This window comes from Streptomyces sp. NPDC056296 (assembly GCF_042268605.1).
Taxonomy (GTDB): Bacteria; Actinomycetota; Actinomycetes; order Streptomycetales; family Streptomycetaceae; genus Streptomyces.
Genome location: NZ_JBHJRX010000022.1, coordinates 1 through 25,472, shown reverse-complemented (window position 1 = coordinate 25,472; position 25,472 = coordinate 1). Strand labels below are relative to the sequence as shown.

The following is a 25,472-nucleotide window of genomic DNA, read 5'->3' as shown; positions in this document are numbered from 1 at the left end:
CCCATCGGCCGGTGTCGGCCGGCATCGGTTTTTCACCGGCCGTTCACCGGCCATCCGTGGGGCGATCCCCGGTCTCCGGTCGGGCCGTCCGGCCGATCGACTCGGAAGATCCCCCTGTGATCGGCGGTGATTCCCGTGATCGCCTTTTGGGCCGTGTAGTCGCTGCCGTTACTATGCAAGCTGCACGCCCGTGTGTCTCAGCGTCTGAAGTCTCCGGGCGGCGAAATTTGCCGGATGCCGCTCTGGCTCCGGCAGAACCCAAGAAGTCAGCCACCAAGGAGACCGAACCGTGAAGAGCGCCGTGGAGACCCTGAACCCGACCCGGGTTCGGCTCACTGTCGAGGTGCCCTTCGAGGAGCTCAAGGACAGCCTCGACGCGGCGTACAAGAAGATCAACCAGCAGGTCACGGTGAAGGGCTTCCGCAAGGGCAAGATCCCGGCCCGAGTCATCGACCAGCGGTTCGGCCGCGGTGCGGTTCTGGAGGAGGCGGTCAACGACGCGCTTCCGAAGTTCTACACCGACGCGGTCAACGAGGCCGAGCTGAACCCGCTCGGCCAGCCCGAGGTCGACATCACGGAGCTGAAGGACGGCGAGACGCTGAACTTCACCGCCGAGGTCGACATCCGCCCGGCCATCGAGATCCCGGACTACTCCGGCATCGAGGTCGAGGTCGACGCCGTCGAGGTCAGCGACGAGGACGTCGAGAAGGCGGTGGAGCAGCTGCGCGAGCGCTTCGCCTCCACCTCCCCGGTCGAGCGTGCCGCCGAGGACGGCGACGTCGTCACCCTCGACCTGCAGGCCAAGGTCGACGGCGAGGTCCTCGAGGACGGCGTCGCCGACGGCGTCTCCTACACCATCGGCTCCGGCGAGCTGCTGGAAGGCATCGACGACGCCGTGACGGGCGTGGAGGCCGGTGGCGAGGCCACCTTCACCTCCGAGCTCAAGGGCGGCTCGGCGGCCGGCAAGGAGGCCGAGGTCACCGTCAAGGTCACCCAGGTCGCCAAGCGCGAGCTGCCCGAGCTGGACGACGACTTCGCGCAGCTCGCGTCGGAGTTCGACACGCTGGAGGAGCTGCAGGCCGACAGCCGCAAGCGCCTGGCCAACACCAAGCGGTACGACCAGGCCACGCAGGCCCAGGAGCGCGTGCTCGACAAGCTCCTCGAGCTGGTCGAGGTCCCCGTCCCCGAGAAGCTCCTCGAGGACGAGGTCAACACCCGCAAGCACAACCTGGAGCACCACCAGCTCGGCCAGATGGGCCTGGACCTCGAGAAGTACCTGGAGCTCCAGGGCAAGACCGTCGAGGAGTTCGAGACCGAGACCCGCGAGGCCGCGGTCAAGGGCATCAAGACCCAGTTCGTCCTCGACGAGCTGGTCAAGCAGGAGAACCTCAACGTCAGCCAGGAGGAGCTCACCGAGCACCTCATGCGCCGCGCCGCCTCCTCCGGCATGTCCCCCGACCAGTTCGCCCAGGCCGTCGTCGAGCAGGGCCAGGTCCCGCTCCTCGTCGGCGAGGTCGCCCGTGGCAAGGCCCTGGCCGTCGTGGTCGAGAAGGCCACGGTCAAGGACACCAACGGCGAGGTCGTCGACCTGGAGGACGAGGAGGACGAGACGGAGGCCGCGGAGACCGTGGAGGCCGCCGCCGAGTCCGCCGAGTCCGGTGACGACAAGGCCGAGGAGAAGGCCGAGGAGAAGTCCGAGGAGAAGACCGAGGGCTGAGCCCCACGGCACCTTGTAAGACGTGCGACGGGCTCCGGGGCGACAACGCCCCGGAGCCCGTCGGCGTACGGCACGGTTGCGCGCCGAGGGGCCATGGCAGCGCGCCGAGGGGCGGGGCACGGGGCCGTGTCGATGTGCGGCCCCGCCGCGCGGACGCGAGCACCCCGCCCGGCCCGCGGCCGCGGACGCTCGCGCCCGAACCGCGTGCGAAGACCCCGGCTCCCCGGCTCCCCGGCACGCCGACGCCCGGTGCCCCACGGAGTACGTGGCCGGTGCCGTGCGCGACCACCGTGTCGGCATGCGGGCGACGTACCGAACCGCCCACGGCGCGCGCGAGCCCCCTGCTCACCCAGCGGAGCGACATGCGCTCACAGCGAACACCCGCGGAACCGGGATGGCACCGCAGGGCCTGCGCGTTAGGGTCCATGAATACGAGGGCAGGGGAGTCCCCGAAACCGGCCGGACGGCCCCGCGCCCCGGCAGAACACGTGAGACGGCCCGGCGCCGTCGTAAGACGAGCAGGTGGATACGTGACGAATCTGATGCCCTCCGCCGCCGGCGAGCCCTCCATCGGTGGTGGCCTCGGCGACCAGGTCTACAACCGGCTGCTCGGCGAGCGGATCATCTTCCTCGGCCAGCCGGTCGACGACGACATCGCCAACAAGATCACCGCACAGTTGCTGCTCCTTGCCGCCGACCCGGACAAGGACATCTTCCTGTACATCAACAGCCCCGGCGGCTCGATCACGGCCGGCATGGCGATCTACGACACCATGCAGTTCATCAAGAACGACGTGGTGACGATCGCGATGGGGCTGGCGGCCTCGATGGGGCAGTTCCTGCTCAGCGCGGGCACCCCGGGCAAGCGCTTCGCGCTCCCGAACGCCGAGATCCTGATCCACCAGCCCTCCGCCGGCCTGGCCGGCTCCGCCTCGGACATCAAGATCCACGCCGAGCGGCTGCTGCACACCAAGAAGCGCATGGCGGAGCTGACGTCCCAGCACACCGGTCAGACGATCGAGCAGATCACGCGCGACTCGGACCGCGACCGCTGGTTCGACGCCTTCGAGGCCAAGGAGTACGGCCTCATCGACGACGTCATCCCCACGGCCGCCGGCATGCCGGGCGGCGGCGGCACGGGGGCCTGAGCCGCTCCCGCGGGCCCCGGGTCCACCCGGGCCCCGCGGAGCCGAGCCCAGCCCTGCGCGGGCCCAGTGCGCCCCTCCAGCCGGCCCCGAGCCGACCGCCTCAGCCCCTTCCCAGGAGAAACTGTGAACGACTTCCCCGGCAGCGGCCTGCACGACCGCATGCGTGCCGAGTACACCGGCCCGTCCGCCGAGTCCCGCTATGTGATCCCGCGCTTCGTCGAGCGCACCTCCCAGGGCGTTCGCGAGTACGACCCGTACGCGAAGCTCTTCGAGGAGCGGGTGATCTTCCTCGGCGTCCAGATCGACGACGCCTCCGCCAACGACGTCATGGCGCAGCTGCTGTGCCTGGAGTCGATGGACCCCGACCGGGACATCTCGATCTACATCAACAGCCCCGGCGGCTCCTTCACGGCGCTCACGGCCATCTACGACACGATGCAGTTCGTGAAGCCCGACATCCAGACGGTCTGCATGGGCCAGGCGGCCTCCGCCGCCGCGATCCTGCTGGCCGCCGGCACGCCGGGCAAGCGCATGGCGCTGCCCAACGCCCGCGTCCTGATCCACCAGCCGTACAGCGAGACCGGCCGCGGCCAGGTCTCCGACCTGGAGATCGCCGCCAACGAGATCCTCCGGATGCGCGCCCAGCTGGAGGAGATGCTGGCCAAGCACTCCACCACGCCGGTCGAGAAGATCCGCGAGGACATCGAGCGCGACAAGATCCTCACGGCCGAGGACGCCCTGGCCTACGGCCTGGTCGACCAGATCATCTCCACCCGGAAGATGAACAACGAGTCGGTTCGCTGACCCGGAGCGGGTATCGTCTGCTGCTCCTTGGCACGGTCCACGTCAAAGTGAACCGTGCCAAGGGGGGCCCGGACGGGGGGCCCGGCAAGGTACCGTCGGACATAAGGCAGCACCAGGAGTCCGCCGGCCGTTGACGTGACGTCGACGTCCGGGAGTCTCCCAGGCGAAGGGGAAGCACACCGTGGCACGCATCGGTGACGGCGGCGATCTGCTCAAGTGCTCGTTCTGCGGCAAGAGCCAGAAGCAGGTCAAGAAGCTCATCGCAGGGCCCGGTGTCTACATCTGCGACGAGTGCATCGACCTCTGCAACGAGATCATCGAGGAGGAGCTGGCGGAGACCAGCGAGGTGCGCTGGGAGGAGCTCCCCAAGCCCCGCGAGATCTACGAGTTCCTCGACGGGTACGTCGTCGGCCAGGAAGCCGCCAAGAAGGCGCTCTCCGTAGCGGTGTACAACCACTACAAGCGCGTCCAGGCCGGCGAGAACGGCGGCGCCCAAGGCCGCGAGGACGCCATCGAGTTGGCGAAGTCCAACATCCTGCTGCTGGGCCCCACCGGCTCCGGCAAGACCCTCCTCGCCCAGACCCTGGCGCGCATGCTGAACGTCCCCTTCGCGATCGCCGACGCCACGGCGCTCACCGAGGCCGGTTACGTCGGCGAGGACGTCGAGAACATCCTGCTCAAGCTGATCCAGGCGGCCGACTACGACGTCAAGAAGGCCGAGACCGGGATCATCTACATCGACGAGATCGACAAGGTCGCGCGGAAGAGTGAAAACCCGTCGATCACGCGAGACGTCAGCGGCGAAGGCGTCCAGCAGGCCCTGCTGAAGATCCTCGAGGGCACCACGGCCTCGGTCCCGCCGCAGGGCGGGCGCAAGCACCCGCACCAGGAGTTCATCCAGATCGACACGACGAACGTCCTGTTCATCGTGGGCGGCGCCTTCTCGGGCCTGGAGAAGATCATCGAGGGTCGGGCCGGCGCCAAGGGCATCGGCTTCGGCGCGACGATCCGCTCCAAGCGGGAGCTGGAGTCCAAGGACCAGTTCGAGTCCGTCATGCCCGAGGACCTGGTCAAGTTCGGCATGATCCCCGAGTTCATCGGCCGGCTCCCCGTCATCACCTCGGTCCACAACCTCGACCGCGAGGCCCTGCTCCAGATCCTGGTCGAGCCGCGCAACGCGCTCGTCAAGCAGTACGAGCGCCTCTTCGAACTCGACGGCGTCGAGCTGGACTTCGAGCGCGAGGCCCTGGAGGCCATCGCCGACCAGGCCATCCTCCGCCAGACCGGCGCCCGCGGCCTGCGCGCCATCATGGAGGAAGTCCTCCAGGGCGTCATGTACGAGGTCCCCTCCCGCAAGGACGTCGCCCGCGTCGTCATCACGGCCGACGTGGTCCTCTCCAACGTCAACCCGACGCTGATTCCGCGGGATTCGCGGGGGCGGGGGCCGGGGGAGCAGAAGACGGCATAGCCGTCACCGTACGAACGAACGCGGAAGGGGCCCGGTCGACCGACCGGGCCCCTTCCGCGTTGTCGCCGCGATGTCAGGCCTTGACGCGGACTTCCTTGCGGAGCTTGGCGGTGATCTCGGCCGCCTCGGCGGGATCGGTCTTCTTACCAGCCGCGATGTCCAGGTAGCTCATCGGCATGGCGAAGCCGAGGGTGCTGTGGTCGCCCCAGACGCAGTACGTCATGGTCATCGACTTCGGCTCGTTCTCTCCGCCGTTCGAGTTGTCGACCTTGGCCTCCTGGCACTTCAGGATGGCGCCGTCGAGGGACTCGGGCTTGTACTCCTTCGGGTCGCCCTGCAGCGTGACGTCCTGGTCGCTGCCGCCCTCCTGGCTCTCCTTCTTCATGTTCGCGAACATGGCGTCGACGGCCTTCTCCGGATCGTCGATCGTGCCGTAGACGCCGCCGAACATGAGCTGCTTGCTGGCCAGCGGGTTCTCCTCGTTCTTCGCCGTGTACGAGGCGCTCACGTCCTTGGGGTCCGTCACCCCCCACTGCTCGGCGTCCTTCATGTCGCCGGCGTCCATGGTGCCGCTGTCGCTCTTCTCCTTCGTGTAGTCGCCGAGCACCGTCGCCGGAGTCGTCAGCTTGTGCGGCCCGTCGTCGGCGATGTCCGAGCCGCCCGCACCCCCGCCCCCGCCGAACACGAAGTACGCCCCCACGCCGATCGCCGCCACGACGGCGACCGCGCCGATGATCAGGCCCGTCTTCTTCTTGCCGCCGCCCGGCGCCGGGGGCTGGGGCATGCCGTACGGCTGCTGGCCGTAGGGGGGCTGCTGGCCGTACGGAGCCTGCTGGCCGTACGGCGGCTGCTGCGGCGGGACGCCGCCCTGCTGCGGCTGCTGCGGGTAGCCGTAGCCCGGCTGCGCGGGCGGGGGCGTCTGCTGGGGGTAGCCGTAGCCGGGCTGGGGGGCCTGCGGCGGCTGCTGGCCGTACGGTCCCGGTTGGCCGTACGGTCCGGGCTGCTGGGGCTGCCCGCCGTACGGGCCCGGCTGGTTGTGACTCATTTTCTGGGTTCCCCTCCAGATGCTTACGTGGTGCTCACATCCTGACGCAGACCTGGCGTGCGCAGGTCACCGGGGGGCGCACCGTTACAAAGGAAACGCGTTTCGGGACAGGGTCGTGACGCCCTTAAACTGACCCCCGTGACCGAGAACTCTCAGCAGCCGCAGCCCGCACCCACCACCGAACTGCCGACCCAGTACGCGCCGGCCGAGGTAGAGGGGAAGCTGTACGAGCGCTGGGTGGAACGGGGTTACTTCGAGGCGGACGCGGACAGCGACAAGCCTCCGTACACCGTCGTCATCCCCCCGCCGAACGTCACGGGCAGCCTGCACCTCGGGCACGCCTTCGAGCACACGCTCATCGACGCCCTGACCCGCCGCAAGCGGATGCAGGGGTACGAGACGCTGTGGCAGCCCGGCATGGACCACGCCGGTATCGCCACGCAGAACGTCGTCGAGCGGGAACTGGCCAAGGAGGGCAAGTCCCGGCACGACCTCGGCCGGGAGGCGTTCGTCGAGCGGGTCTGGCAGTGGAAGAGCGAGTCCGGCGGGCAGATCGGCGGCCAGATGCGCCGCCTCGGCGACGCCGTCGCCTGGTCGCGTGAGCGCTTCACGATGGACGAGGGCCTGTCCCAGGCCGTCCAGACCATCTTCAAGCGGCTCTACGACGACGAGCTGATCTACCGCGCCGAGCGCATCATCAACTGGTGCCCCAGGTGTCTGACGGCCATCTCCGACATCGAGGTCGAATACCAGGACGACGACGGCGAGCTCGTCTCCATGAAGTACGGCGACGGGGACGAGACGATCGTCGTCGCCACCACCCGTGCCGAGACGATGCTCGGCGACACGGCCGTCGCCGTCCACCCCGAGGACGAGCGCTACCAGCACCTGATCGGCAAGCTCATCAAGCTGCCGCTGACCGACCGCTCCATCCAGGTCGTCGCCGACGAGCACGTCGACCCCGAGTTCGGCACCGGCGCGGTCAAGGTGACGCCCGCCCACGACCCGAACGACTTCGAGATCGGCCGGCGCCACGACCTGCCCGCCATCGCGGTCATGGACGAGCACGCGATCATCACCGCCCACGGTCCCTTCCAGGGCCTGGACCGCCTTGAGGCCCGTTCCGCCATCGTCGCCGCGCTGCGCGCCGAGGGCCGGATCGTCGCCGAGAAGCGGCCCTACGTCCACAGTGTCGGCCACTGCTCGCGCTGCAAGACCACCATCGAGCCGCGCCTGTCCATGCAGTGGTGGGTCAAGGTCGGCCCGCTGGCGAAGGCGGCCGGTGACGCCGTCCGTGACGGTCGCGTCAAGATCCATCCGCAGGAGATGGAGAAGCGGTACTTCGACTGGGTCGACAACCTCCACGACTGGTGCATCTCGCGCCAGCTGTGGTGGGGCCACCGCATCCCGGTCTGGTACGGCCCGGAGGGCGAGGTCGTCTGCGTCGGCCCCGACGAGGAGCCGCCGGCGGGTGAGGGCTGGCGTCAGGACTCCGACGTCCTCGACACCTGGTTCTCCTCCGGCCTGTGGCCGTTCTCCACGCTGGGCTGGCCGGAGCAGACCGACTCGCTCGCGAAGTTCTACCCGAACTCCGTCCTGGTCACCGGCTACGACATCCTCTTCTTCTGGGTCGCCCGGATGATGATGTTCGGCCTGTACGCGATGGACGGCACCCCGCCGTTCCACACCATCGCCCTGCACGGCATGGTCCGTGACCAGAACGGCAAGAAGATGTCCAAGTCCTTCGGGAACGTGGTCAACCCGTTGGACTGGATGGACAAGTACGGCTCCGACGCGCTCCGCTTCACCCTGGCGCGCGGCGCCAACCCGGGCGTCGACGTCCCGATCGGCGAGGACTGGGTCCAGGGCTCCCGGAACTTCGCCAACAAGATCTGGAACGCCACCCGCTTCGCGCTGATGAACGGCGCCACGGTCGAGGGCCCGCTGCCGGACGCCTCGAAGATGTCGTCGACCGACCGCTGGATCCTCTCCCGCCTGAACTCGGTGGTCGCCGAGGTCGACGCGCACTACGAGGACTACCAGTTCGCCAAGTTGTCCGACGCGCTGTTCCACTTCGCCTGGGACGAGGTCTTCGACTGGTACGTCGAGCTGTCCAAGACGACGTTCCAGGCGGGCGGCGAGCCGGCCGAGGTCAGCAAGCGCGTCCTCGGTGAGGTCCTCGACGTCACGCTGCGGCTGCTGCACCCGGTCGTTCCCTTCGTCACCGAGACGCTGTGGACGACGCTCACGGGGGGCGAGTCGGTCGTCATCGCCGAGTGGCCCTCCGCTGTGTTCGTTCCTGGGGCTGACGCCCCGGGCGGCTTCCGGGACGCCGACGCCGAGCGGGAGATCGAGACCGTCCAGTCGGTGATCACCGAGGTCCGCCGCTTCCGCGCCGACCAGGGCCTCCAGCCCGGCCAGCGGGTCCCGGCCAGGCTGACCCTGGCGGGCACCGCGCTCGCCGCGCACGAGGCGGCCGTCCGGCAGCTGCTGCGGCTCCAGCCCGAGGGCGACTCCTTCACGGCCACGGCGACCCTCCCGGTCGCCGGTGTCGAGGTCGCGCTCGACCTCTCGGGTGTCATCGACTTCGCCGCCGAGCGCAAGCGGCTCGCGAAGGACCTCGCCGCCGCCGAGAAGGAGAAGGCCCAGGCCACGGCCAAGCTGGGCAACCAGGCCTTCCTCGCCAAGGCGCCGGATCAGGTCGTGGACAAGATCCGGGGCCGGCTGGCCAAGGCGGACGAGGACATCGCCCGCATCCAGTCCCAGCTGGAGAAGCTGCCGCAGGCGTAAACGCCGGTACGACGACGAAGGTCCTCGGAGCATTCGGCGCCGGGGACCTTCGCCACTCAGGGGCGCGGGGAACTGCGCGACCAGCCACAACGGCGCTGCACTCGCCGCTGCGGACAAGCCACCCCACTCCGTGGGCGCCCCGTCGGTCGACCTCCGTAGACTGGTCCCCGTGAGTGACAACCCCGGCGAGAACGACCAGCCCGACCCCGCTGACCCCACCGACTCCTTCGAGGAGATCATCGCGGCGGAGACGACCCGCGACCCCGATCTCGCCGTCATCGAAGCAGGCAGCCGCACCCTGCGCACCCAGGGCGGCCCCCCGCAGGCCGACGTGCCCGCGCGGCCGGAGGATCCCGAGGTGGACAAGGCCCTGCGCGAGGTGGAGACGGAGCTCGCGACGCGCTGGGGCGAGACCAAGCTGGAGCCGTCCGTCGCCCGGATCGCCGCGCTGATGGACGTGCTGGGCGAGCCGCAGCGGTCGTACCCGTCCATCCACATCACGGGGACCAACGGCAAGACCACCACCGCCCGCATGATCGAGGCCCTGCTCGGCGCCTTCGAGCTGCGCACCGGGCGGTACACCTCGCCGCACGTGCAGTCGGTCACCGAGCGGATCAGCCTGGACGGCGCGGCGATCTCCGCCGAGCGGTTCATCGAGACGTACGAGGACATCAAGCCGTACGTCGAGATGGTGGACGGCAGCCAGGAGTACCGGCTGTCCTTCTTCGAGGTGCTGACCGGCATGGCGTACGCCGCCTTCGCCGACGCGCCCGTCGACGTGGCCGTCGTCGAGGTCGGGATGGGCGGCTCCTGGGACGCCACCAACGTCATCGACGGGGACGTCGCCGTCGTCACCCCCATCGACCTGGACCACACCGACCGGCTCGGCGAGACGCCCGGCGCGATCGCGACCGAGAAGGCCGGCATCGTCAAGCAGGACGCCACCGTGATCCTGGCCCAGCAGCCGGTGGACGCGGCGCAGGTGCTGCTGAAGAAGGCCGTGGACGTCAACGCCACCGTGGCCCGCGAAGGGCTGGAGTTCGGCGTCGTGGCCCGGCAGGTCGCCGTCGGCGGGCAGCTGATGACCCTGCGCGGACTCGGCGGCGAGTACACCGAGGTCTATCTGCCGCTGCACGGCGCCCACCAGGCGCACAACGCGGCCGTGGCGCTGGCCGCCGTCGAGGCGTTCTTCGGCGTCGGCGCGCAGCGTCCCGAGCCGCTGGACATCGACACCGTGCGCAAGGCCTTCGCCGCCGTCGCCTCACCGGGGCGGATGGAGGTCGTCCGGCGCTCGCCGACCGTTGTGCTGGACGCCGCGCACAATCCGGCCGGTGCCCGGGTCACCGCGGAGGCGGTCGGGGAGGCGTTCCAGTTCAGCCGGCTCATCGGCGTGGTCGGCGCCAGCGGTGACAAGAACGTGCGGGGGCTGCTGGAGGCCTTCGAGCCGGTCTTCGCCGAGGTCGTCGTCACCCAGAACTCCAGCCACCGCGCGATGGACGCCGACGAGCTGGCGGGAATCGCCGTCGAGGTGTTCGGCGAGGACCGCGTCCAGGTCGAGCCGCGGCTGCCGGACGCCCTGGAGGCCGCGATCACGCTGGCCGAGGAGGAGGGCGAGTTCGCGGGCGGCGGTGTGCTCGTCACCGGTTCCGTCATCACCGTCGGCGAGGCCCGACTGCTCCTCGGGAAGGGCTGAGAATTCACGTGCGTACGCTCTGTGCTTCGACTCTGATCAGCGAGTTCCTCGTGATCGGCTTCGCCGGACTGGTCGCCATGAAGGACCCGGACCTGTCCACGGGGACGGTGTGGACGGTCAGCGGCATCGCCATGTTCCTGTGCGTCGCGCTGTGCGGCGTGGTCACCCGGCCCGGCGGCGTCGCCTTCGGCTGGGCCCTGCAGATCGCGCTGATCGCCTCCGGCTTCGTCGTGCCGTCCATGTTCTTCCTGGGCGCGATCTTCGCCGCCCTGTGGTGGGCCTCCGTGCACTACGGACGGAAGATCGACGAGGCGAAGGCGAGGTTCGCGGCCCAGGCCGACGCGGCCGCGCCCGACGCCGCCTGAGGTCGTCCGACGCCGTCCGACACCGCCTGAGGCCGTCCGACGCCGTCCGACGCTGCGTGAGGGGCGCCGCGACACGCCCGGTAACCTCAAACATCACCCGCACAACCGCACACCCCCAAGGGAGCCCGTCGTGACCCAGCGCAGCCTCGTCCTCCTCAAGCCCGACGCCGTCCGTCGTGGCCTGACCGGCGAGATCATCAGCCGTATCGAGCGCAAGGCCGGCTGGCAGATCACCGCGCTGGAACTGCGCACCCTGGACGCCGAGACGCTGGAGCAGCACTACGGCGAGCACAAGGGCAAGCCCTTCTACGAGCCGCTGGTCGAGTTCATGGCGTCCGGCCCGGTCGTCGCCATGGTCGTCGAGGGTGAGCGGGTCATCGAGGGCGTGCGCGCGCTGGCCGGCCCCACCGACCCGATCGCCGCCGCTCCCGGCTCCATCCGCGGGGACTTCGGCGTGATCGTCCGGGAGAACCTGATCCACGCCTCCGACTCCGAGGAGTCCGCCGAGCGCGAGCTGAAGATCTTCTTCCCCGGTCGGGTCTGAACCTTCTTCGGGACACGCCGGACGGCCTTTTTTCTGACACGCCGTCAGCCGAATGGCCGAGGCGGAGCCGGGGCGGTCGCGTAAAAGCGACCGCCCTGTGGCATATGCACGCCTGATCGGGGGAACGGATGCCCCCGTTGGCCCGTCTCCACAAGCGAGGCGCCGTGCCATCTGCTGACAATGGCGAAGACCCTCGCGCAGTGTTCGCGAAAGCGCGTCTACGATGGAAGCCTCCACGCGTCACTGCACCCACTTCGCCTACCTGAAAAGCCCTCAAAAGCTCCTGGGAAGGCCAGTCGAATCCTGATGGGGAACTCAATGTCGTTCATCGGCCGTGACATGGCTGTCGACCTCGGGACCGCCAACACGCTGGTGTACGTCAGGGGTCGCGGGATCGTACTCAACGAGCCGTCCGTCGTCGCGATCAACACCAACACCGGTGGCATCCTCGCGGTCGGCGCCGAAGCGAAGAAGATGATCGGGCGCACGCCCGGCAACATCGTTGCCGTGCGCCCGCTGAAGGACGGCGTCATCGCCGACTTCGAGATCACCGAGCGGATGCTCCGCTACTTCATCCTGAAGATCCACAAGCGGCGGTATCTGGCTCGGCCGCGGGTCGTCGTCTGTGTGCCCTCGGGCATCACGGGCGTCGAGCGCCGCGCCGTCATCGAGGCGTCGTCCCAGGCCGGCGCCCGTCAGGTGCACATCATCGAGGAGCCCATGGCCGCGGCCATCGGCTCCGGCCTGCCGGTCCACGAGGCCACGGGCAACATGGTGGTGGACATCGGCGGCGGCACCACGGAGGTCGCGGTCATCTCGCTCGGCGGCATCGTCACCGCCCAGTCCATCCGTGTCGCGGGTGACGAGCTGGACAACGCGATCATCCAGCACGTGAAGAAGGAGTACAGCCTTCTGCTGGGTGAGCGCACGGCCGAACAGATCAAGATCACGATCGGTTCGGCGTACGACCTCGACTCCGACGAGCACACCGAAATCCGCGGCCGGGACCTCGTGTCCGGGCTGCCCAAGACCGTCGTCATCTCGGCCGCCGAGGTGCGCAAGGCGATCGAGGAGCCGGTCAACGCGATCGTCGACGCCGTCAAGACGACCCTCGACAAGTGTCCGCCGGAGCTGTCCGGCGACATCATGGACCGGGGCATCGTCCTGACCGGCGGCGGCGCGCTGCTGCGCGGGCTCGACGAACGGCTGCGCCGGGAGACCGGGATGCCGATCCACATCGCCGAGGACCCGCTGGACAGCGTGGCACTCGGCAGCGGCAAGTGCGTCGAGGAGTTCGAGGCACTCCAGCAGGTGCTGGACGCCTCGCCCCGCAGATGACGTAACACTTCGGTTCCGCCGTACGAGACGATCTCCTCTCGTGCGGCGGATCGTTGATATAGAGGGTTCCGGTACCGGATGCGCCTGAAGCGCCCGGCGTACCGAATCAGCTGAATTCCTGAACACCGCCACGTACATTCCGAGATTCCCGAATTTCGACGAGGAAGGCACGGCCGCCGCACGTGAGGGACACGAAAGAGAGCCGGCTGCTCCTGGTGCTGCTGATCGCCATCGCGTTCGCACTGATCACGGTGGACATCCGCGGTGGGGAGGACTCCCCGGTCGACGGTGCCCGGCAGGCCGCGGCGGGCGTCTTCGGTCCGATCGAGAACGGGGTGTCGTCCGCGGTCGACCCGGTCGGCAACGCGGTCTCCGCGATCCGCGACTCCGGCGACCGGCACGACCGGCTCTCCGAGCTGGAGACGCAGAACGCGGCCCTGAAGGCGAAGCTCGGCAGCGACGAGCGCGGCCGCAGCCGCCTGAAGCAGTTCGACAAGATGCTCGGGCTGGCCGGCGCCGGCCAGTACGGCATCAAGGGTGCCCAGGTCATCGCCATAGGAGCCGCGCAGGGCTTCTCCTGGACCATCACCATCGACGCCGGCGCCGACGACGGCATCAAGCGCGACATGACCGTCCTCAACGGCGACGGCCTCGTGGGGCGCGTGACCACCGTCGGCCCGGGCACCGCCACCGTGCTGCTCGCCAACGACCCCGACTTCACCGTCGGTACCCGGATGGAGGCCAGTGACGAACTCGGCTTCGCCTCCGGCCAGGGCGGCCGGCCCCTGCGCGTCGAACTCCTCAACGGCAAGGCCGACGTCAAGAAGGGCGACCGCCTGGTCACCTTCGGCTCCCAGGCCGACAAGCCGTTCGTGCCCGGCGTGCCGGTAGGCGTGGTCTCCCGCATCGACCCCTCCGGCGGCGACCTGACCCGCACCCTCGACGTCACGCCGTTCGTCAGCTTCACCAAGCTCGACATCGTCGGCGTCGTCGTCCAGGCACCGCAGAAGGACCCGCGCGACACGGTGCTCCCGGACAAGCCGAAGCCGAAACCCACGCCGACCGTCACGGTGACCGTGACCCCGTCCGCCGGGGCCGGCACCGACGGCCAGCCGCAGAACGAAGAGAACGAGCAGACCGAGCAGAACCAGCAGACCGAGCAGAACCAGCAGATCGAGCAGAACCAGCAGACCGAGCAGTAGGAGTTCTCACCCCATGCGCGTCAACCGGATCCTGCTGTCCGTCGCCCTGGTCGTCGTCGCCCTGGTGCTCCAGGTGAGCGTCCTCGCCCGCCTCCACCTGCCCGGCGCCGTCCCCGACCTGCTGCTCCTCACCGTCCTCGGCCTCGCCCTGGTCTACGGCCACGTCGGCGGCGCCCTCGTCGGCTTCGGCGCCGGACTGCTCGCCGACCTCGCCCCGCCCGCCGACCACGCCGCCGGCCGCTACGCCCTGGTGCTCTGCGTCATCGGCTACCTCGCCGGCCTCGCCAAACCGGAGAACGGCCGGCTCAGGACGGCCACCGGCCCCATGGCCGTCGTGGTCGTCGCCGCCCTCGGCACCACCCTGCTCTACGCCGGCGTCGGCGCCCTCGTCGGCGACACCGCCGCCCGCCATGTCGGCCTGCCCAGCCTGCTGTTCACGGCCGCCCTGTACGACCTGCTGCTCGCGCCCTTCGTCGTCCCCGGCATCATGGCCCTGGCCAGACGCGCCGAGAACGATCCGCTGGCCGAGACCAACTCCGCCGGCCAGAACACCGACATCGCCTCCGGCTGGCTCTCCGGCGGCACCGGCCTGCGCATCGGCAACCAGCGCAACGGACTGCGGGTGAAGGCGGCGCGGGCGCGGGTCGCCCGCGCCGGACGCATCAAGGGGGTCAAGCGGCTGTGACGACGCGGCAGTACACGACGCGGCAGTACACGACGCGGCCGTGCGCGACGCGGCCGTACCCAAGGACCACGCACCTCACGAGGGGGAGGCAGTCGCGGTGACCAACATCCCCGAGACCGGCCGCAGCACACGCGTCCAGACCCGGCTCGTCGTCATCCAGATCCTCGTCCTCTCCCTCCTCGCCACCCTCGGTGGCCGGCTCTGGTACCTCCAGATCCGCCAGGGCGACGAGTACGCCGCGGAGGCCTCCGGCAACCACGTCCAGCAGGTCGTCCAGCCCGCGCCCCGCGGCTCGATCCTGGACGCCCGCGGCGTGGCGCTCGCCGACAACGAGACCCGGCTCGTCGTCTCCGCCTCCCGCACCGACCTGCTCAAGATGAAGGACGACGGCAAGGCCGTTCTCACCAAGCTCGCCGGGGTCCTGGGCATGAAGCCCCAGGAGGTCATGGACAAGGTCCGGCTGTGCGACGCCGAGACCCCCCAGCCCTGCTGGAACGGTTCGCCCTACCAGCCGATCCCCGTCACCGACGAGGCCACCCCCAAGCAGGCCCTCCAGATCCGCGAACGAGCCGAGGACTTCCCCGGCATCACCGCCGAGCCCGAGGCGATGCGCCGCTACGCCGCCCCCGGCGGGTCCAACACCGCGCAGGTCCTCGGCTACCTCTCGCCCGTCACCGACGAGGAGATCCAGAAGGCCCAGGACACCGACTCGCCCTTCCTGCGCTCGGACCAGGTCGGCCGCTCCGGCCTGGAACGCCAGTACGACAAGGCGCTGCGCGGCAAGGCCGGCGTCACCCGCTACGAGGTCGACAACCTCGGCCGCGTCATCGGCGAGGCCGAGTCCGACCCCGGCGTGCCCGGCTCCACCCTCGTCACCAGCATCGACGCCCGCGTCCAGCGGGTCGCCGAGTACGAGCTGAACGAGGCGATGAAGGAAGCCCGCAAGCAGTACGACGACAACACCGGCGAGAACTACAAGGCCGACGCCGGCGCCGTCGTGGTGATGGAGGCCAAGACCGGCCGCGTCGTCGCCATGGCCTCCAACCCGACGTACGACCCGAACGCCTGGGTCGGCGGCATCGACGCCGCCGACTACAAGAAGCTCACCGGCAAGGACTCCAACTACCCGCTGCTCAACCGGGCCACCCAGGGCCAGGCCGCCCCCGGCTCGATCTTCAAGGTGATCTCCACGTCCGCCGCCGTAGAAGCCGGCTACGACTTCGACGGCCGCTACGACTGCTCCAGCTCCTACTCCGTCGGCGGTCAGGTCTTCAAGAACTACGAGTCCGCCAGCTACGGCCCGATCAGCCTCGGCCGCGCCCTGGAACTCTCCTGCGACACCGTCTACTACCGCCTCGCCCACCAGGAGTGGAAGAAGGACGGCGGCAACAAGCCGAAGAACCCCAACGACTACTTCTACAAGGCCGCCCACGAGTTCGGCCTCGGCAAGAAGACCGGCATCGACCTCCCCAACGAGGTCACCGGCCGCGTCCCCGACCGCCAGTGGAAGCAGGACTACTGGGAGGCCAACAAGGACGCCTGGTGCAAGTCCGGCAAGAAGGACGGCACCTACGTCGAGAAGCTCGCGTACGAGGGCTGCCTCGAAGGCAACAGGATGCGCGCCGGTGACGCCATCAACTACTCCATCGGCCAGGGCGACACCCTCACCACCCCCATCCAGATGGCCACCATCTACGCGGCCATCTCCAACGGCGGCACCCTGTACGACCCGACCATCGGCAAGGCGGTCGTCAGCCCCGACGGCAAGGAGATCCGCGAGATCGAGCCCGAGTCGCACGGCAAGCTGCCGATAAGCAAGACCACGCTGGCCAAGATGGACGACGCCCTCGAAGGCGTCGCCACCCGCGGCACCGCCGCCTGGCGGTTCGCACAGGACGGCTGGCCGCAGGACAAGATCCCGATGCACGCCAAGACCGGTACGGCCGAGGTCCACGGCAAGCAGACCACCTCCTGGTTCGCCACGTACACCGACGAGTACACGATCGTCATGACGATCTCCCAGGGTGGTACCGGCTCCGGCGCCTCCGGTCCCGCCGTCCGCAACATCTACGACGCGCTGTACGGCGTCTCGGAAGAGGGGGAGGTCGACAGCAAGAAGGCGCTGCTGCCCGAGCCGCAGGCGAAGCTGCCGACGATCAAGGCGGACGGCACCATCCCCGCCCCGAAGATGTCCAAGGACGCCGTCAAGGACCTGCAGCCGAAGGAGAAGGCCTCCCCGGAGGAGGAGTACGCCCCCGTCGAGGGACAGGAACAGGGAGCGACGACGCCGACGCAGAACGGGGACAACCGCGACACACGCCGCCATCGACGACGCGGCGGCACGGGCCGGCGCGGCGGCGGAACCCGCGGTGCGGGCAGAAGCGGAAGCCGGAGGGCGCGCGCATGACCGGTTCCAACAGCTTCCAGGTCTCCGGATACGGACCCGAGAAAGCCGGGTGGACCCGACTCCTCGCCCGGGACTCGATGGCGCGCCGGCTCGACTGGCCGATACTGCTGGCCGCCGTCGCGCTCTCGCTGATGGGCTCGCTGCTCGTCTACTCCGCGACCCGCAACCGCACCGAGCTCAACCAGGGCGACCCGTACTACTTCCTGACCCGGCACCTCCTGAACACCGGCATCGGGCTCGCCCTGATGGTCGGCGTCGTCTGGCTCGGCCACCGCGCCCTGCGCACCGCCGTGCCGGTCCTCTACGGCGCGTCCGTCTTCCTGATCCTGCTGGTGCTCACCCCGCTCGGCTCGACCATCAACGGCGCCCACTCCTGGATCAAACTCCCCGGCGGCTTCTCCCTGCAGCCCTCGGAGTTCGTGAAGATCACGATCATCCTGGGCATGGCGATGCTGCTGGCCGCCCGCGTCGACGCGGGGGACCGGCCCAACCCGGACAACCGGACCGTGCTCCAGGCCCTGGGCCTGGCCACCGTGCCGATGCTGATCGTGATGCTCATGCCCGACCTCGGCTCGGTCATGGTCATGGTCATCATCGTGCTGGGCGTGCTGCTCGCCTCCGGCGCCACCAACCGCTGGGTGTTCGGACTGATCGGCGCCGGAACCGCCGGCGCGCTCGCCGTCTGGCAGCTCGGCATCCTCGACGACTACCAGATCGCCCGCTTCGCCGCCTTCGCCAACCCCGAACTCGACCCCGCCGGCGTCGGCTACAACACCAACCAGGCGCGCATCGCCATCGGCTCCGGCGGCCTCACCGGCTCCGGCCTCTTCAACGGCTCACAGACCACCGGCCGCTTCGTACCCGAACAGCAGACCGACTTCGTCTTCACGGTCGCCGGAGAGGAACTGGGCTTCCTCGGCGCGGGTCTCATCATCGCCCTGCTCGGCGTGGTGCTCTGGCGCGCCTGCAAGATCGCCCGCGAGACCACCGACCTGTACGGCACGATCGTCGCCGCCGGGATCGTCGCCTGGTTCGCCTTCCAGACCTTCGAGAACATCGGCATGACGCTCGGCATCATGCCGGTCACCGGCCTGCCGCTGCCCTTCGTGTCGTACGGCGGCTCGTCGATGTTCGCCATCTGGATAGCGGTCGGCCTGCTCCAGTCGATCACGGTGAAGAGACCGATGTCGGCTTGAGCACGCGCCCGCCGCACGGGCGGTACGGGGGACCTCCTTCGCCGGGTTAGGCTGGATGGTCCCCCTTGTCAGCACACGAAGGTTCCGTGAGATGCCTGCCGAAGCCGCCGAGTCTGTGAAGTCTGTGTTTCCGCAGCTCGAAGCTCTGCTCCCGCATGTGCAGAAGCCGATCCAGTACGTCGGCGGAGAGCTCAACTCCACGGTCAAGGACTGGGAATCCTGTGACGTCCGCTGGGCCCTGATGTACCCGGACGCGTACGAGGTCGGTCTGCCCAACCAGGGCGTCATGATCCTCTACGAGGTACTCAACGAGCAGCAGGGCGTCCTAGCCGAGCGCACCTACAGCGTGTGGCCGGACCTGGAGGAGCTGATGCGGGAGCACACCGTCCCGCAGTTCACCGTCGACAGCCACCGCCCGGTGAAGGCCTTCGACGTGTTCGGCCTCTCCTTCTCCACGGAGCTCGGCTACACGAACATGCTGACCGCCCTGGACCTGGCCGGCATCCCGCTGGAGTCCAAGGACCGCGGCATCGACGACCCCATCGTCCTGGCCGGCGGACACGCGGCCTTCAACCCCGAGCCGATCGCCGACTTCATTGACTGCGCGGTCATCGGCGACGGCGAGCAGGCCGTCCTGGAGATCACCGCGATCATCCGCGCCTGGAAGGCCGAGGGCCGCCCCGGCGGCCGCGAGGAACTCCTCCTCCGCCTGTCGAAGACCGGCGGCGTGTACGTCCCCGGCTTCTACGACGTCGAGTACCTCCCCGACGGCCGTATCGCCCGCGTCGTCCCCAACCGCTCGGGCGTCCCGTGGCGCGTCTCCAAGCACACCGTCATGGACCTCGACGAGTGGCCCTACCCCAAGCAGCCCCTCGTCCCGCTGGCCGAGACGGTCCACGAGCGCATGTCGGTGGAGATCTTCCGCGGCTGCACCCGCGGCTGCCGCTTCTGCCAGGCCGGCATGATCACCCGCCCGGTGCGCGAGCGCTCCATCACCGGCATCGGCGACATGGTCGAGAAGGGCCTGAAGGCCACCGGCTTCGAGGAGGTCGGTCTCCTCTCGCTCTCCTCCGCGGACCACTCGGAGATCGGCGACGTCGCCAAGGGCCTCGCGGACCGGTACGAGGAGGACAAGATCGGCCTGTCCCTCCCCTCCACCCGCGTGGACGCCTTCAACATCGACCTGGCCAACGAGCTGACCCGCAACGGCCGCCGCTCGGGCCTCACCTTCGCCCCCGAGGGCGGCTCCGAGCGCATCCGCAAGGTCATCAACAAGATGGTCTCGGAGGACGACCTCATCCGGACCGTCGCCACGGCGTACGGCAACGGCTGGCGCCAGGTGAAGCTGTACTTCATGTGCGGCCTGCCCACCGAGACCGACGACGACGTCCTCCAGATCGCCGACATGGCCACCCGCGTCATCCAGAAGGGCCGCGAGGTCTCCGGCTCCGGCGACATCCGCTGCACGGTCTCCATCGGCGGCTTCGTCCCCAAGCCCCACACCCCCTTCCAGTGGTCCCCGCAGCTCTCCGCCGAGGAGACCGACGCCCGGCTCCAGAAGCTCCGCGACAAGATCCGCGGCGACAAGAAGTACGGCCGTTCCATCGGCTTCCGCTACCACGACGGCAAGCCCGGCATCGTCGAGGGCCTCCTCTCCCGCGGCGACCGCCGCACCGGCGCCGTCATCCGCGCCGTCTACGAGGACGGCGGCCGCTTCGACGGCTGGCGCGAGCACTTCTCGTACGACCGCTGGATGGCCTGCGCCGACAAGGCCCTGGAGCCCTTCGGCGTCGACGTCGACTGGTACACCACCCGCGAGCGCGGCTACGAGGAGGTCCTCCCCTGGGACCACCTCGACTCCGGCCTCGACAAGGAGTGGCTCTGGGAGGACTGGCAGGACGCCCTCGACGAGACCGAGGTCGACGACTGCCGCTGGACGCCGTGCTTCGACTGCGGGGTGTGCCCCCAGTTCGACACATGGCCACAAACGGGCCCGACGGGCAAGAAGCTGCTGCCGCTGACGGTCAAGAAGTCCGGCTGACCAGCCAAAACGGGGGCTAGGGGTGACTGAGCCACTGCGGCGCATCGCTGAGGCTGTGGCGGACGCCACAGAGGATGAGGTGGCCGCGGTGCTCGGTTCGCTCGGATCGCTGAAGGCACGGCAGGCGACTCGAGACGCTGCACGGACGCCTTTGCCGGCCTCTGGCGGGCACGGGAGCATCCAGTCCGAGGTCGAGTGGGTCTAGTCGCGATACGGGAGCCTGGGCGGGTGGGAGACGAGTCCGCCCCGGACTGCAGTCCTCCTGCACGGTTCCCTCCCGGCCATGAAGTCGGCAGCTCTTGTGCACGTCTCATAAGTCCCGCACCGTTCCAGCGGACGAAAGATGGCACACGCTGCGAAACACACTCCGCCGGACCACTGCCTGCGAGAGACTGATCACCTGCCTCTTACCACGACTCTATGCAAGGCTCCCGGAACGACTTTGCGAAGTGGTGGGTGAAGCCCTGGCAGGGAGTGGCAAGATGTACGTACATCATCATCCGGGGGGCGGGCATGCGTGAGTTCTTGTATCTATCTGACGGGAAGCTGCGTCAGTTCCTTCCGGAACCGCGCCGCTTCCGTCGGCCTAGTGCCATTCGTTTGAACACTCCAGTGGGCGGTGTGGACGTCGAGACACAGGCTGCAACGGATGACCGTGCCAGGTTGATGCATTTGCGTCAGGTGGACAAGCACCTCGACAAGCGGGCTCTATGGTTCACGGAACCAGATCTGTGCCAAGGGCAGTGGGTGTGGTTTGAGGCGCCTCTGCGCTGCGTCACCCTTCGCGGTGAATACCAGCACATGGTGCTCTTCGTGGATCCGGCATCTGGAGAAGAACCCGAGTACGAGCAAGAGACAGACTGTCGGCTCCTACTCCACGGGTCTGCTCACCACCTCATGGGGTACGTTCCAGTAGCTATCGATGGACCTCCGTTGGAGGGCATCACCGGTGGGTCGAGTATTGCTACCACCTTCATGACATCCGCTGGGCACGTCGTGAGATCACTTTCACTCGAGCACGACTCGACGGAGCTGGGTCTACCTGCTCCAGATATTGACCTAAGTGGAGATGCCGTTCGCAGTCTGATAGCGGCTCTCGACGTCCAGAGCACCGCGACCGGCCGCGCGGGAAGGATGTGTGGATACGCGCGGATAACGGCAGACCTGCCAGCCACTAACGCCGCTGAGCGCTGCATCGTAGCAAGTCCCTTGGCTGTGGAGTACGCATATAGCCAGGCATAGGAAACGCGACGGAGGGAGCGACGATGGGAGGGGTGAACGTGGACGATGCCGCTGACGCAATGCCTGTTCAGATGCGGCAGGTGCGCAATTATCTGACCCAAACTTTCGCTCCCTTGATCGACACTGGTGATGTGGCGCACGTTTCGACACATGTGCGGGACCGTGTACTACTTTCACGAGCTCTGGCCGCCCAAGCGGTTGTCATTGTCACCGGCTGCAATTCAGAGGAGGCCGCGGCCGCCGTAACGGACGGCGCAGACGACTACGGAATCGACGCCGTCGCCTTCTCGGCGAATGGATCTGAAATTTGGTTCATCCAAGCAAAATGGAGCGACAGAGGGCGAGCGAGCCTTACGGAGCATAACGCTCTGCAGCTAGTAGCTGGATTGCAGCGCTTGGCTCGTCACCGGTATAGCGGAAATAATTCGCGCATCAATCGCCTGCTAGACCGGATTGACGATGCACTGGGTTCACCGCTCAGTACCGTGCATTTGGTTGCCGCTATAGCTGGAGATGGCTATCTGACTGAAGAAGCCGAAGAGCGACTAGTCCAGGTGGGGCAGGACTTCGGCTTCGACGGTCGGACTAGGGTCCAAGTCCACACCCTGGGACTGGCTGACTTCTATTCCGCAGCACAACTTCGTGAGACACCCATGCCGGTGGATATCACAGCGACTTTTCCTCAAGGCTGGCATGCGATCGGCACGCCCTACCAGGCGTATCAAGGCGCTGTTTCAGCGGGTGAAGTCTCCGCATGGTATGAGACTCACCGTACACTTCTATTGCCTCCTTCTCTGCGACAGTACGGCGCTGATCGGATTAACCAATCACTCCTTACGCAGTTGCTTACCGAACCTGACTTGTTCTGGTATTTTAATAATGGAGTCACGGTGCTGTGTGACTCAATCGAGGTGCAGTACTTTGCTCGGCGTGCGCAAGGGCAGCCCGTTCGACTGCAAATGAAGAATGCTCGCGTTATCAGCGGAGCGGAAACCGTTGCATCGATTGCTCACGCAGTGTCACAAAGAGTCGAAGTGGCAGACGAGGCTATGGTCTCGCTACGTATTATCTGTGTCGGCGATGCATCGCAAGATTTGGTCACTAGACTCACCCATACCTCGGGAGATGAAAGAAAAACAGATCCACTGAATATGGTTGCACTTGATCCAAAGCAGCTGCGAATTCGTGACGAGTTTGCCACGAAGCTAAGTAAACATTACGTCTTCAAGAGGGGGGCTATCGCTCCAGTGCCGAGCGCAGGATGCTCTGTACAGGAAGCGGCGCTTGCTCTCGTCTGCGCGCACCCGGATACTTCGCTAGTTGTCCGGACAAGCGCCGACACCGATTTTCTATGGCGCTCCTCCCCTAATGGCGCGTACAACCGATTGTTCGGCAGCCCTCCGAGTAGCCAACAGATATGGCAATCGGTGTTGATACTGCGGCAGGTGCAAACTGCGCTGGCAAAAGTGGGATCCACACAGTCCGTGATTCCTTGGGTCCGTGAGGTGATCGAGCACGGTGAGCTCTTGGCGGCGCATCTCGTCTTCCAAACCATCGGCCCAGAGACTCTTGAGGAATGGGAGCCCAATGCTGGCGAGCGTGAGGCTTGGGTTGAGGAGTGGACCAAGGAGACCGCGCTCCTTCTAGCTTCGTCCGTAGAGCACCTTTATGGCCGAAGTGTCTTTCTCGCGAGTGTGTTTACGGATGAACATAAGTGCCGACGTCTAGTAGAAGCGGTAGTGCGTGGCCTCTCCTCTGGCAATGAGCTGGTAATTCGCTCAACTCGCACAAGGCGTCGTAGTAGCGTTTCAATCCTTGTCGACCACGGTCGCATAGCAGAGGGAACGCGTCTCGTTTATCGTCCTAGCAACCCAATCGAAGAGCGCGCTATCGGGGATTGGCTGAGTGAAGATCCTACGCGCTATCTAGCCACATGGACGAATGATCGGCGGAGGCCCTTGATCTGGGAGGTTGATCAGCGGGCATACTCGCCTACGGGACTGGTGATGCGCATCTGGCGCGAAGCTAAATGGGCCGAATCTCCAGCCGCAGTCCGAGGTCCGGCCTGCTGGACGGTGCCAGGAGATGGGACACTTGCTGAAATCGCAGAGCGTCTTACAGCTGTCCTAAGGCATAACGGTGATGACTGACGTGGGACCTATCGGAGACCGTTATGAACTGCGCCGCCTCATAGGCCAGGGGAGCATGGGGCAGGTTTGGCAAGCAAACGACAAGCAGTTGAAGCGTCCTGTTGCCGTTAAAGTAATCAACCCTGAGCGGCTTACTGGACCTGTTGATGGTCTCACAGCGGAGGATATGGCCGCCCGGTTCCGCCGCGAGGCTGAATTGGGTGCACGTTTCAGCCACCCCAATATTCCTGTGCTTTTTGATGCACATGTTCTTGGTAGCCCGAAAGACCTTTTCATGGTTTGGGAGTTGGTCCTAGGGAAGGATTTGGAAAAGATTATCAAAGGTGGACGCCTGCCGATTGCTCGGGCGTTATCTATAGCTCGGCAGATTGCTGACGTTCTCCAATGTATTCATGCAGATCCCGTGATTCATCGGGACCTTAAACCGGCCAATATTATGCTGACCGACACCTGGCGAGTGAAGGTTCTTGACTTCGGGGTGGCAGCCGTTTTCGGGACTGCCAACCCTCGACTTACCCAAGTCGGTCAGCTTCTGGGTACGGTCAATTATATGGCGCCGGAGCAATTTGGCGGCACGATTGATCCCAAGGTTGACCTTTACGCCTTGGGGTGCGTCCTTTATGAAATGTTGACAGGGGAGCCACCGTTTACTGGTGCTTATGCGGTTGTCATGGATGAGCACCGTAAGCGTCCACCCACGCCGGTTCAAATATTGAGGCCAGACATCCCGGAGGGAGTGGCGGCGTTGGTGATGGCCCTACTTGCCAAGGAAACTGGCGGTCGCCCTGCTTCTGCTAGGTCTGTTTATGAACAACTGACGTCATACTATGCCGCCATGGAGGTCAGATCGGATCCACACGAGAGGAAACTGAGCGACTTCTTGGACGATGGGTCTTCAGCTAAAAAGCTTCCCATCAGGACGCGTATGGGCGCAGCTCTTGCTCTCTTTGATGATGGTCACTTTGGTCGAGCGTTGCCAATCTATAAGGAGCTTAGTGACGAGCTGGCCACGACTGAAGGTGAAGCGGTCTACGACGCATTCACTTGTCGCGCCCAAGCGGCGTACTGTGATATGCGTCTAGGGAATAAAGAGCAGGCTCTTTTTGCTTATGAGAGCTTGGTTCAAGACCTTTCTTATGGTGAAGATTCTGAGGAGTTGCGACTCCAGTGCAGTGCTTACATTGGGCTGTTGCAAGAGTCGATGGGGCGCGCAGAGGAGGCGCTGAACACGCTGGCAACTCTTTATCCGCTTCTATCTGCCCGTTTGGGTAAGGAGGCGTCCCATACGTCTGACGTGCGGGCGGCACTCAACCGACTCAGAAGTGTTTCGTACCTCTAGGGCGTTATTGCGAGAGTGACGCTGAACTCGGTGTTTGTGCCTTACGGTGGGTGAGTTGAGGGGCAGCGTCGGGTTAATACTGGACACGGCGATTGCGGGTGGGATGCCCTTTGGGTACCCACGTGGGTCTTCCATAGTGACGTGTTAAGCGAGGACAGCTGACTGGCCTGATCCTCGTTTCAACGGGGCTTCCTAGGTACGGTCTAGGTGTGCTGTTCGGGCAGGTTGGTGACGCGGCTGGCTGGTGTGTGGCCGCCGATGCCGGTGTGGGGTCGGTGGTAGTTGTACCAGTCCAGCC

The 25,472-nt window shown here is 66.9% G+C and carries 18 protein-coding genes; 17 read left to right on the top strand and 1 reads right to left on the bottom strand.

Annotated features, from left to right (window positions below; genetic code table 11):
* Positions 1-289 precede the first annotated feature (289 nt).
* The 4 genes from tig (at position 290) to clpX (ending at position 5,137) form a co-directional block, all read left to right on the top strand.
* Positions 290-1,717, top strand: coding sequence for a trigger factor (tig, locus tag ACFCZF_RS17940; protein WP_376672470.1), 1,428 nt, complete (start codon positions 290-292; stop codon positions 1,715-1,717).
* Between the two features lie 542 nt (positions 1,718-2,259).
* Positions 2,260-2,865 (top strand): ATP-dependent Clp protease proteolytic subunit, encoded by a 606-nt coding sequence (locus tag ACFCZF_RS17935; protein WP_193776311.1) that lies wholly within the window; start codon positions 2,260-2,262, stop codon positions 2,863-2,865.
* A 123-nt stretch (positions 2,866-2,988) separates the two neighbouring features.
* Positions 2,989-3,669 (top strand): ATP-dependent Clp protease proteolytic subunit, encoded by a 681-nt coding sequence (locus tag ACFCZF_RS17930; RefSeq protein WP_310873402.1) that lies wholly within the window; start codon positions 2,989-2,991, stop codon positions 3,667-3,669.
* 181 nt (positions 3,670-3,850) lie between these two features.
* Positions 3,851-5,137, top strand: a complete 1,287-nt coding sequence (gene clpX, locus ACFCZF_RS17925) for an ATP-dependent Clp protease ATP-binding subunit ClpX (RefSeq protein WP_376672469.1) — start codon at positions 3,851-3,853, stop codon at positions 5,135-5,137.
* Between the two features lie 73 nt (positions 5,138-5,210).
* Here clpX and ACFCZF_RS17920 read toward each other — a convergent pair whose 3' ends face one another.
* Complete coding sequence (locus ACFCZF_RS17920; protein WP_376672468.1) at positions 5,211-6,182, bottom strand: hypothetical protein; 972 nt, start codon at positions 6,180-6,182, stop codon at positions 5,211-5,213.
* Between the two features lie 138 nt (positions 6,183-6,320).
* On the opposite strand from ACFCZF_RS17920, the gene ACFCZF_RS17915 reads away from it, so the two are divergent.
* The 13 genes from ACFCZF_RS17915 to ACFCZF_RS17855 all read left to right on the top strand — a co-directional run bounded on the left by ACFCZF_RS17915 (position 6,321) and on the right by ACFCZF_RS17855 (position 25,174).
* Positions 6,321-8,972, top strand: coding sequence for a valine--tRNA ligase (locus ACFCZF_RS17915; RefSeq protein ID WP_376672467.1), 2,652 nt, complete (start codon positions 6,321-6,323; stop codon positions 8,970-8,972).
* Positions 8,973-9,141: 169 nt separating this feature from the next.
* Complete coding sequence (locus ACFCZF_RS17910; RefSeq protein WP_376672466.1) at positions 9,142-10,665, top strand: bifunctional folylpolyglutamate synthase/dihydrofolate synthase; 1,524 nt, start codon at positions 9,142-9,144, stop codon at positions 10,663-10,665.
* A gap of 8 nt (positions 10,666-10,673) precedes the next feature.
* The gene (locus ACFCZF_RS17905) at positions 10,674-11,030 is read left to right on the top strand and encodes a DUF4233 domain-containing protein (protein ID WP_376672465.1); all 357 of its coding nucleotides are present in this window, start codon (positions 10,674-10,676) and stop codon (positions 11,028-11,030) included.
* 130 nt (positions 11,031-11,160) lie between these two features.
* On the top strand, positions 11,161-11,574 hold the full coding sequence (gene ndk, locus ACFCZF_RS17900; RefSeq protein WP_007449819.1) for a nucleoside-diphosphate kinase: 414 nt from the start codon (positions 11,161-11,163) through the stop codon (positions 11,572-11,574).
* Between the two features lie 318 nt (positions 11,575-11,892).
* Positions 11,893-12,912 carry a rod shape-determining protein gene (locus ACFCZF_RS17895; protein ID WP_007449816.1) on the top strand — a complete coding sequence of 340 codons (1,020 nt, stop codon included), beginning with the start codon at positions 11,893-11,895 and terminating at the stop codon, positions 12,910-12,912.
* A gap of 182 nt (positions 12,913-13,094) precedes the next feature.
* Positions 13,095-14,114: a rod shape-determining protein MreC gene (gene mreC, locus ACFCZF_RS17890; protein ID WP_376672464.1), complete on the top strand. Its 1,020-nt coding sequence runs from the start codon at positions 13,095-13,097 to the stop codon at positions 14,112-14,114.
* A gap of 13 nt (positions 14,115-14,127) precedes the next feature.
* Positions 14,128-14,799, top strand: coding sequence for a rod shape-determining protein MreD (gene mreD / locus ACFCZF_RS17885; protein WP_375922034.1), 672 nt, complete (start codon positions 14,128-14,130; stop codon positions 14,797-14,799).
* Positions 14,800-14,896: 97 nt separating this feature from the next.
* The gene (mrdA, locus tag ACFCZF_RS17880; protein ID WP_376672463.1) at positions 14,897-17,206 is read left to right on the top strand and encodes a penicillin-binding protein 2; all 2,310 of its coding nucleotides are present in this window, start codon (positions 14,897-14,899) and stop codon (positions 17,204-17,206) included.
* Positions 17,203-18,402, top strand: coding sequence for a rod shape-determining protein RodA (gene rodA, locus ACFCZF_RS17875; RefSeq protein WP_375922040.1), 1,200 nt, complete (start codon positions 17,203-17,205; stop codon positions 18,400-18,402). Before mrdA ends, rodA begins: the two co-directional genes overlap by 4 nt.
* A gap of 91 nt (positions 18,403-18,493) precedes the next feature.
* Positions 18,494-20,443 (top strand): TIGR03960 family B12-binding radical SAM protein, encoded by a 1,950-nt coding sequence (locus ACFCZF_RS17870; protein ID WP_376672462.1) that lies wholly within the window; start codon positions 18,494-18,496, stop codon positions 20,441-20,443.
* Positions 20,444-20,863: 420 nt separating this feature from the next.
* Positions 20,864-21,685 (top strand): SAVMC3_10250 family protein, encoded by an 822-nt coding sequence (locus ACFCZF_RS17865; RefSeq protein ID WP_376672461.1) that lies wholly within the window; start codon positions 20,864-20,866, stop codon positions 21,683-21,685.
* Between the two features lie 32 nt (positions 21,686-21,717).
* The gene (locus tag ACFCZF_RS17860) at positions 21,718-23,835 is read left to right on the top strand and encodes an AIPR family protein (RefSeq protein WP_376672460.1); all 2,118 of its coding nucleotides are present in this window, start codon (positions 21,718-21,720) and stop codon (positions 23,833-23,835) included.
* Complete coding sequence (locus ACFCZF_RS17855) at positions 23,828-25,174, top strand: protein kinase (protein WP_376672459.1); 1,347 nt, start codon at positions 23,828-23,830, stop codon at positions 25,172-25,174. Before ACFCZF_RS17860 ends, ACFCZF_RS17855 begins: the two co-directional genes overlap by 8 nt.
* The last annotated feature ends 298 nt before the right edge of the window (positions 25,175-25,472 follow it).

What these genes read in the sequence shown, in the direction of transcription:
- ACFCZF_RS17895 (WP_007449816.1), top strand. Translation starts at nt 11,893, where the DNA reads ATGTCGTTCATCGGCCGTGACATGGCTGTCGACCTCGGGACCGCCAAC.
- ACFCZF_RS17865 (WP_376672461.1), top strand. Translation starts at nt 20,864, where the DNA reads ATGCAAGGCTCCCGGAACGACTTTGCGAAGTGGTGGGTGAAGCCCTGG.
- mreD (WP_375922034.1), top strand. Translation starts at nt 14,128, where the DNA reads ATGCGCGTCAACCGGATCCTGCTGTCCGTCGCCCTGGTCGTCGTCGCC.
- rodA (WP_375922040.1), top strand. Translation starts at nt 17,203, where the DNA reads ATGACCGGTTCCAACAGCTTCCAGGTCTCCGGATACGGACCCGAGAAA.
- ACFCZF_RS17870 (WP_376672462.1), top strand. Translation starts at nt 18,494, where the DNA reads ATGCCTGCCGAAGCCGCCGAGTCTGTGAAGTCTGTGTTTCCGCAGCTC.
- ACFCZF_RS17935 (WP_193776311.1), top strand. Translation starts at nt 2,260, where the DNA reads ATGCCCTCCGCCGCCGGCGAGCCCTCCATCGGTGGTGGCCTCGGCGAC.
- ACFCZF_RS17855 (WP_376672459.1), top strand. Translation starts at nt 23,828, where the DNA reads ATGACTGACGTGGGACCTATCGGAGACCGTTATGAACTGCGCCGCCTC.
- ACFCZF_RS17920 (WP_376672468.1), bottom strand. Translation starts at nt 6,182, where the DNA reads ATGAGTCACAACCAGCCGGGCCCGTACGGCGGGCAGCCCCAGCAGCCC.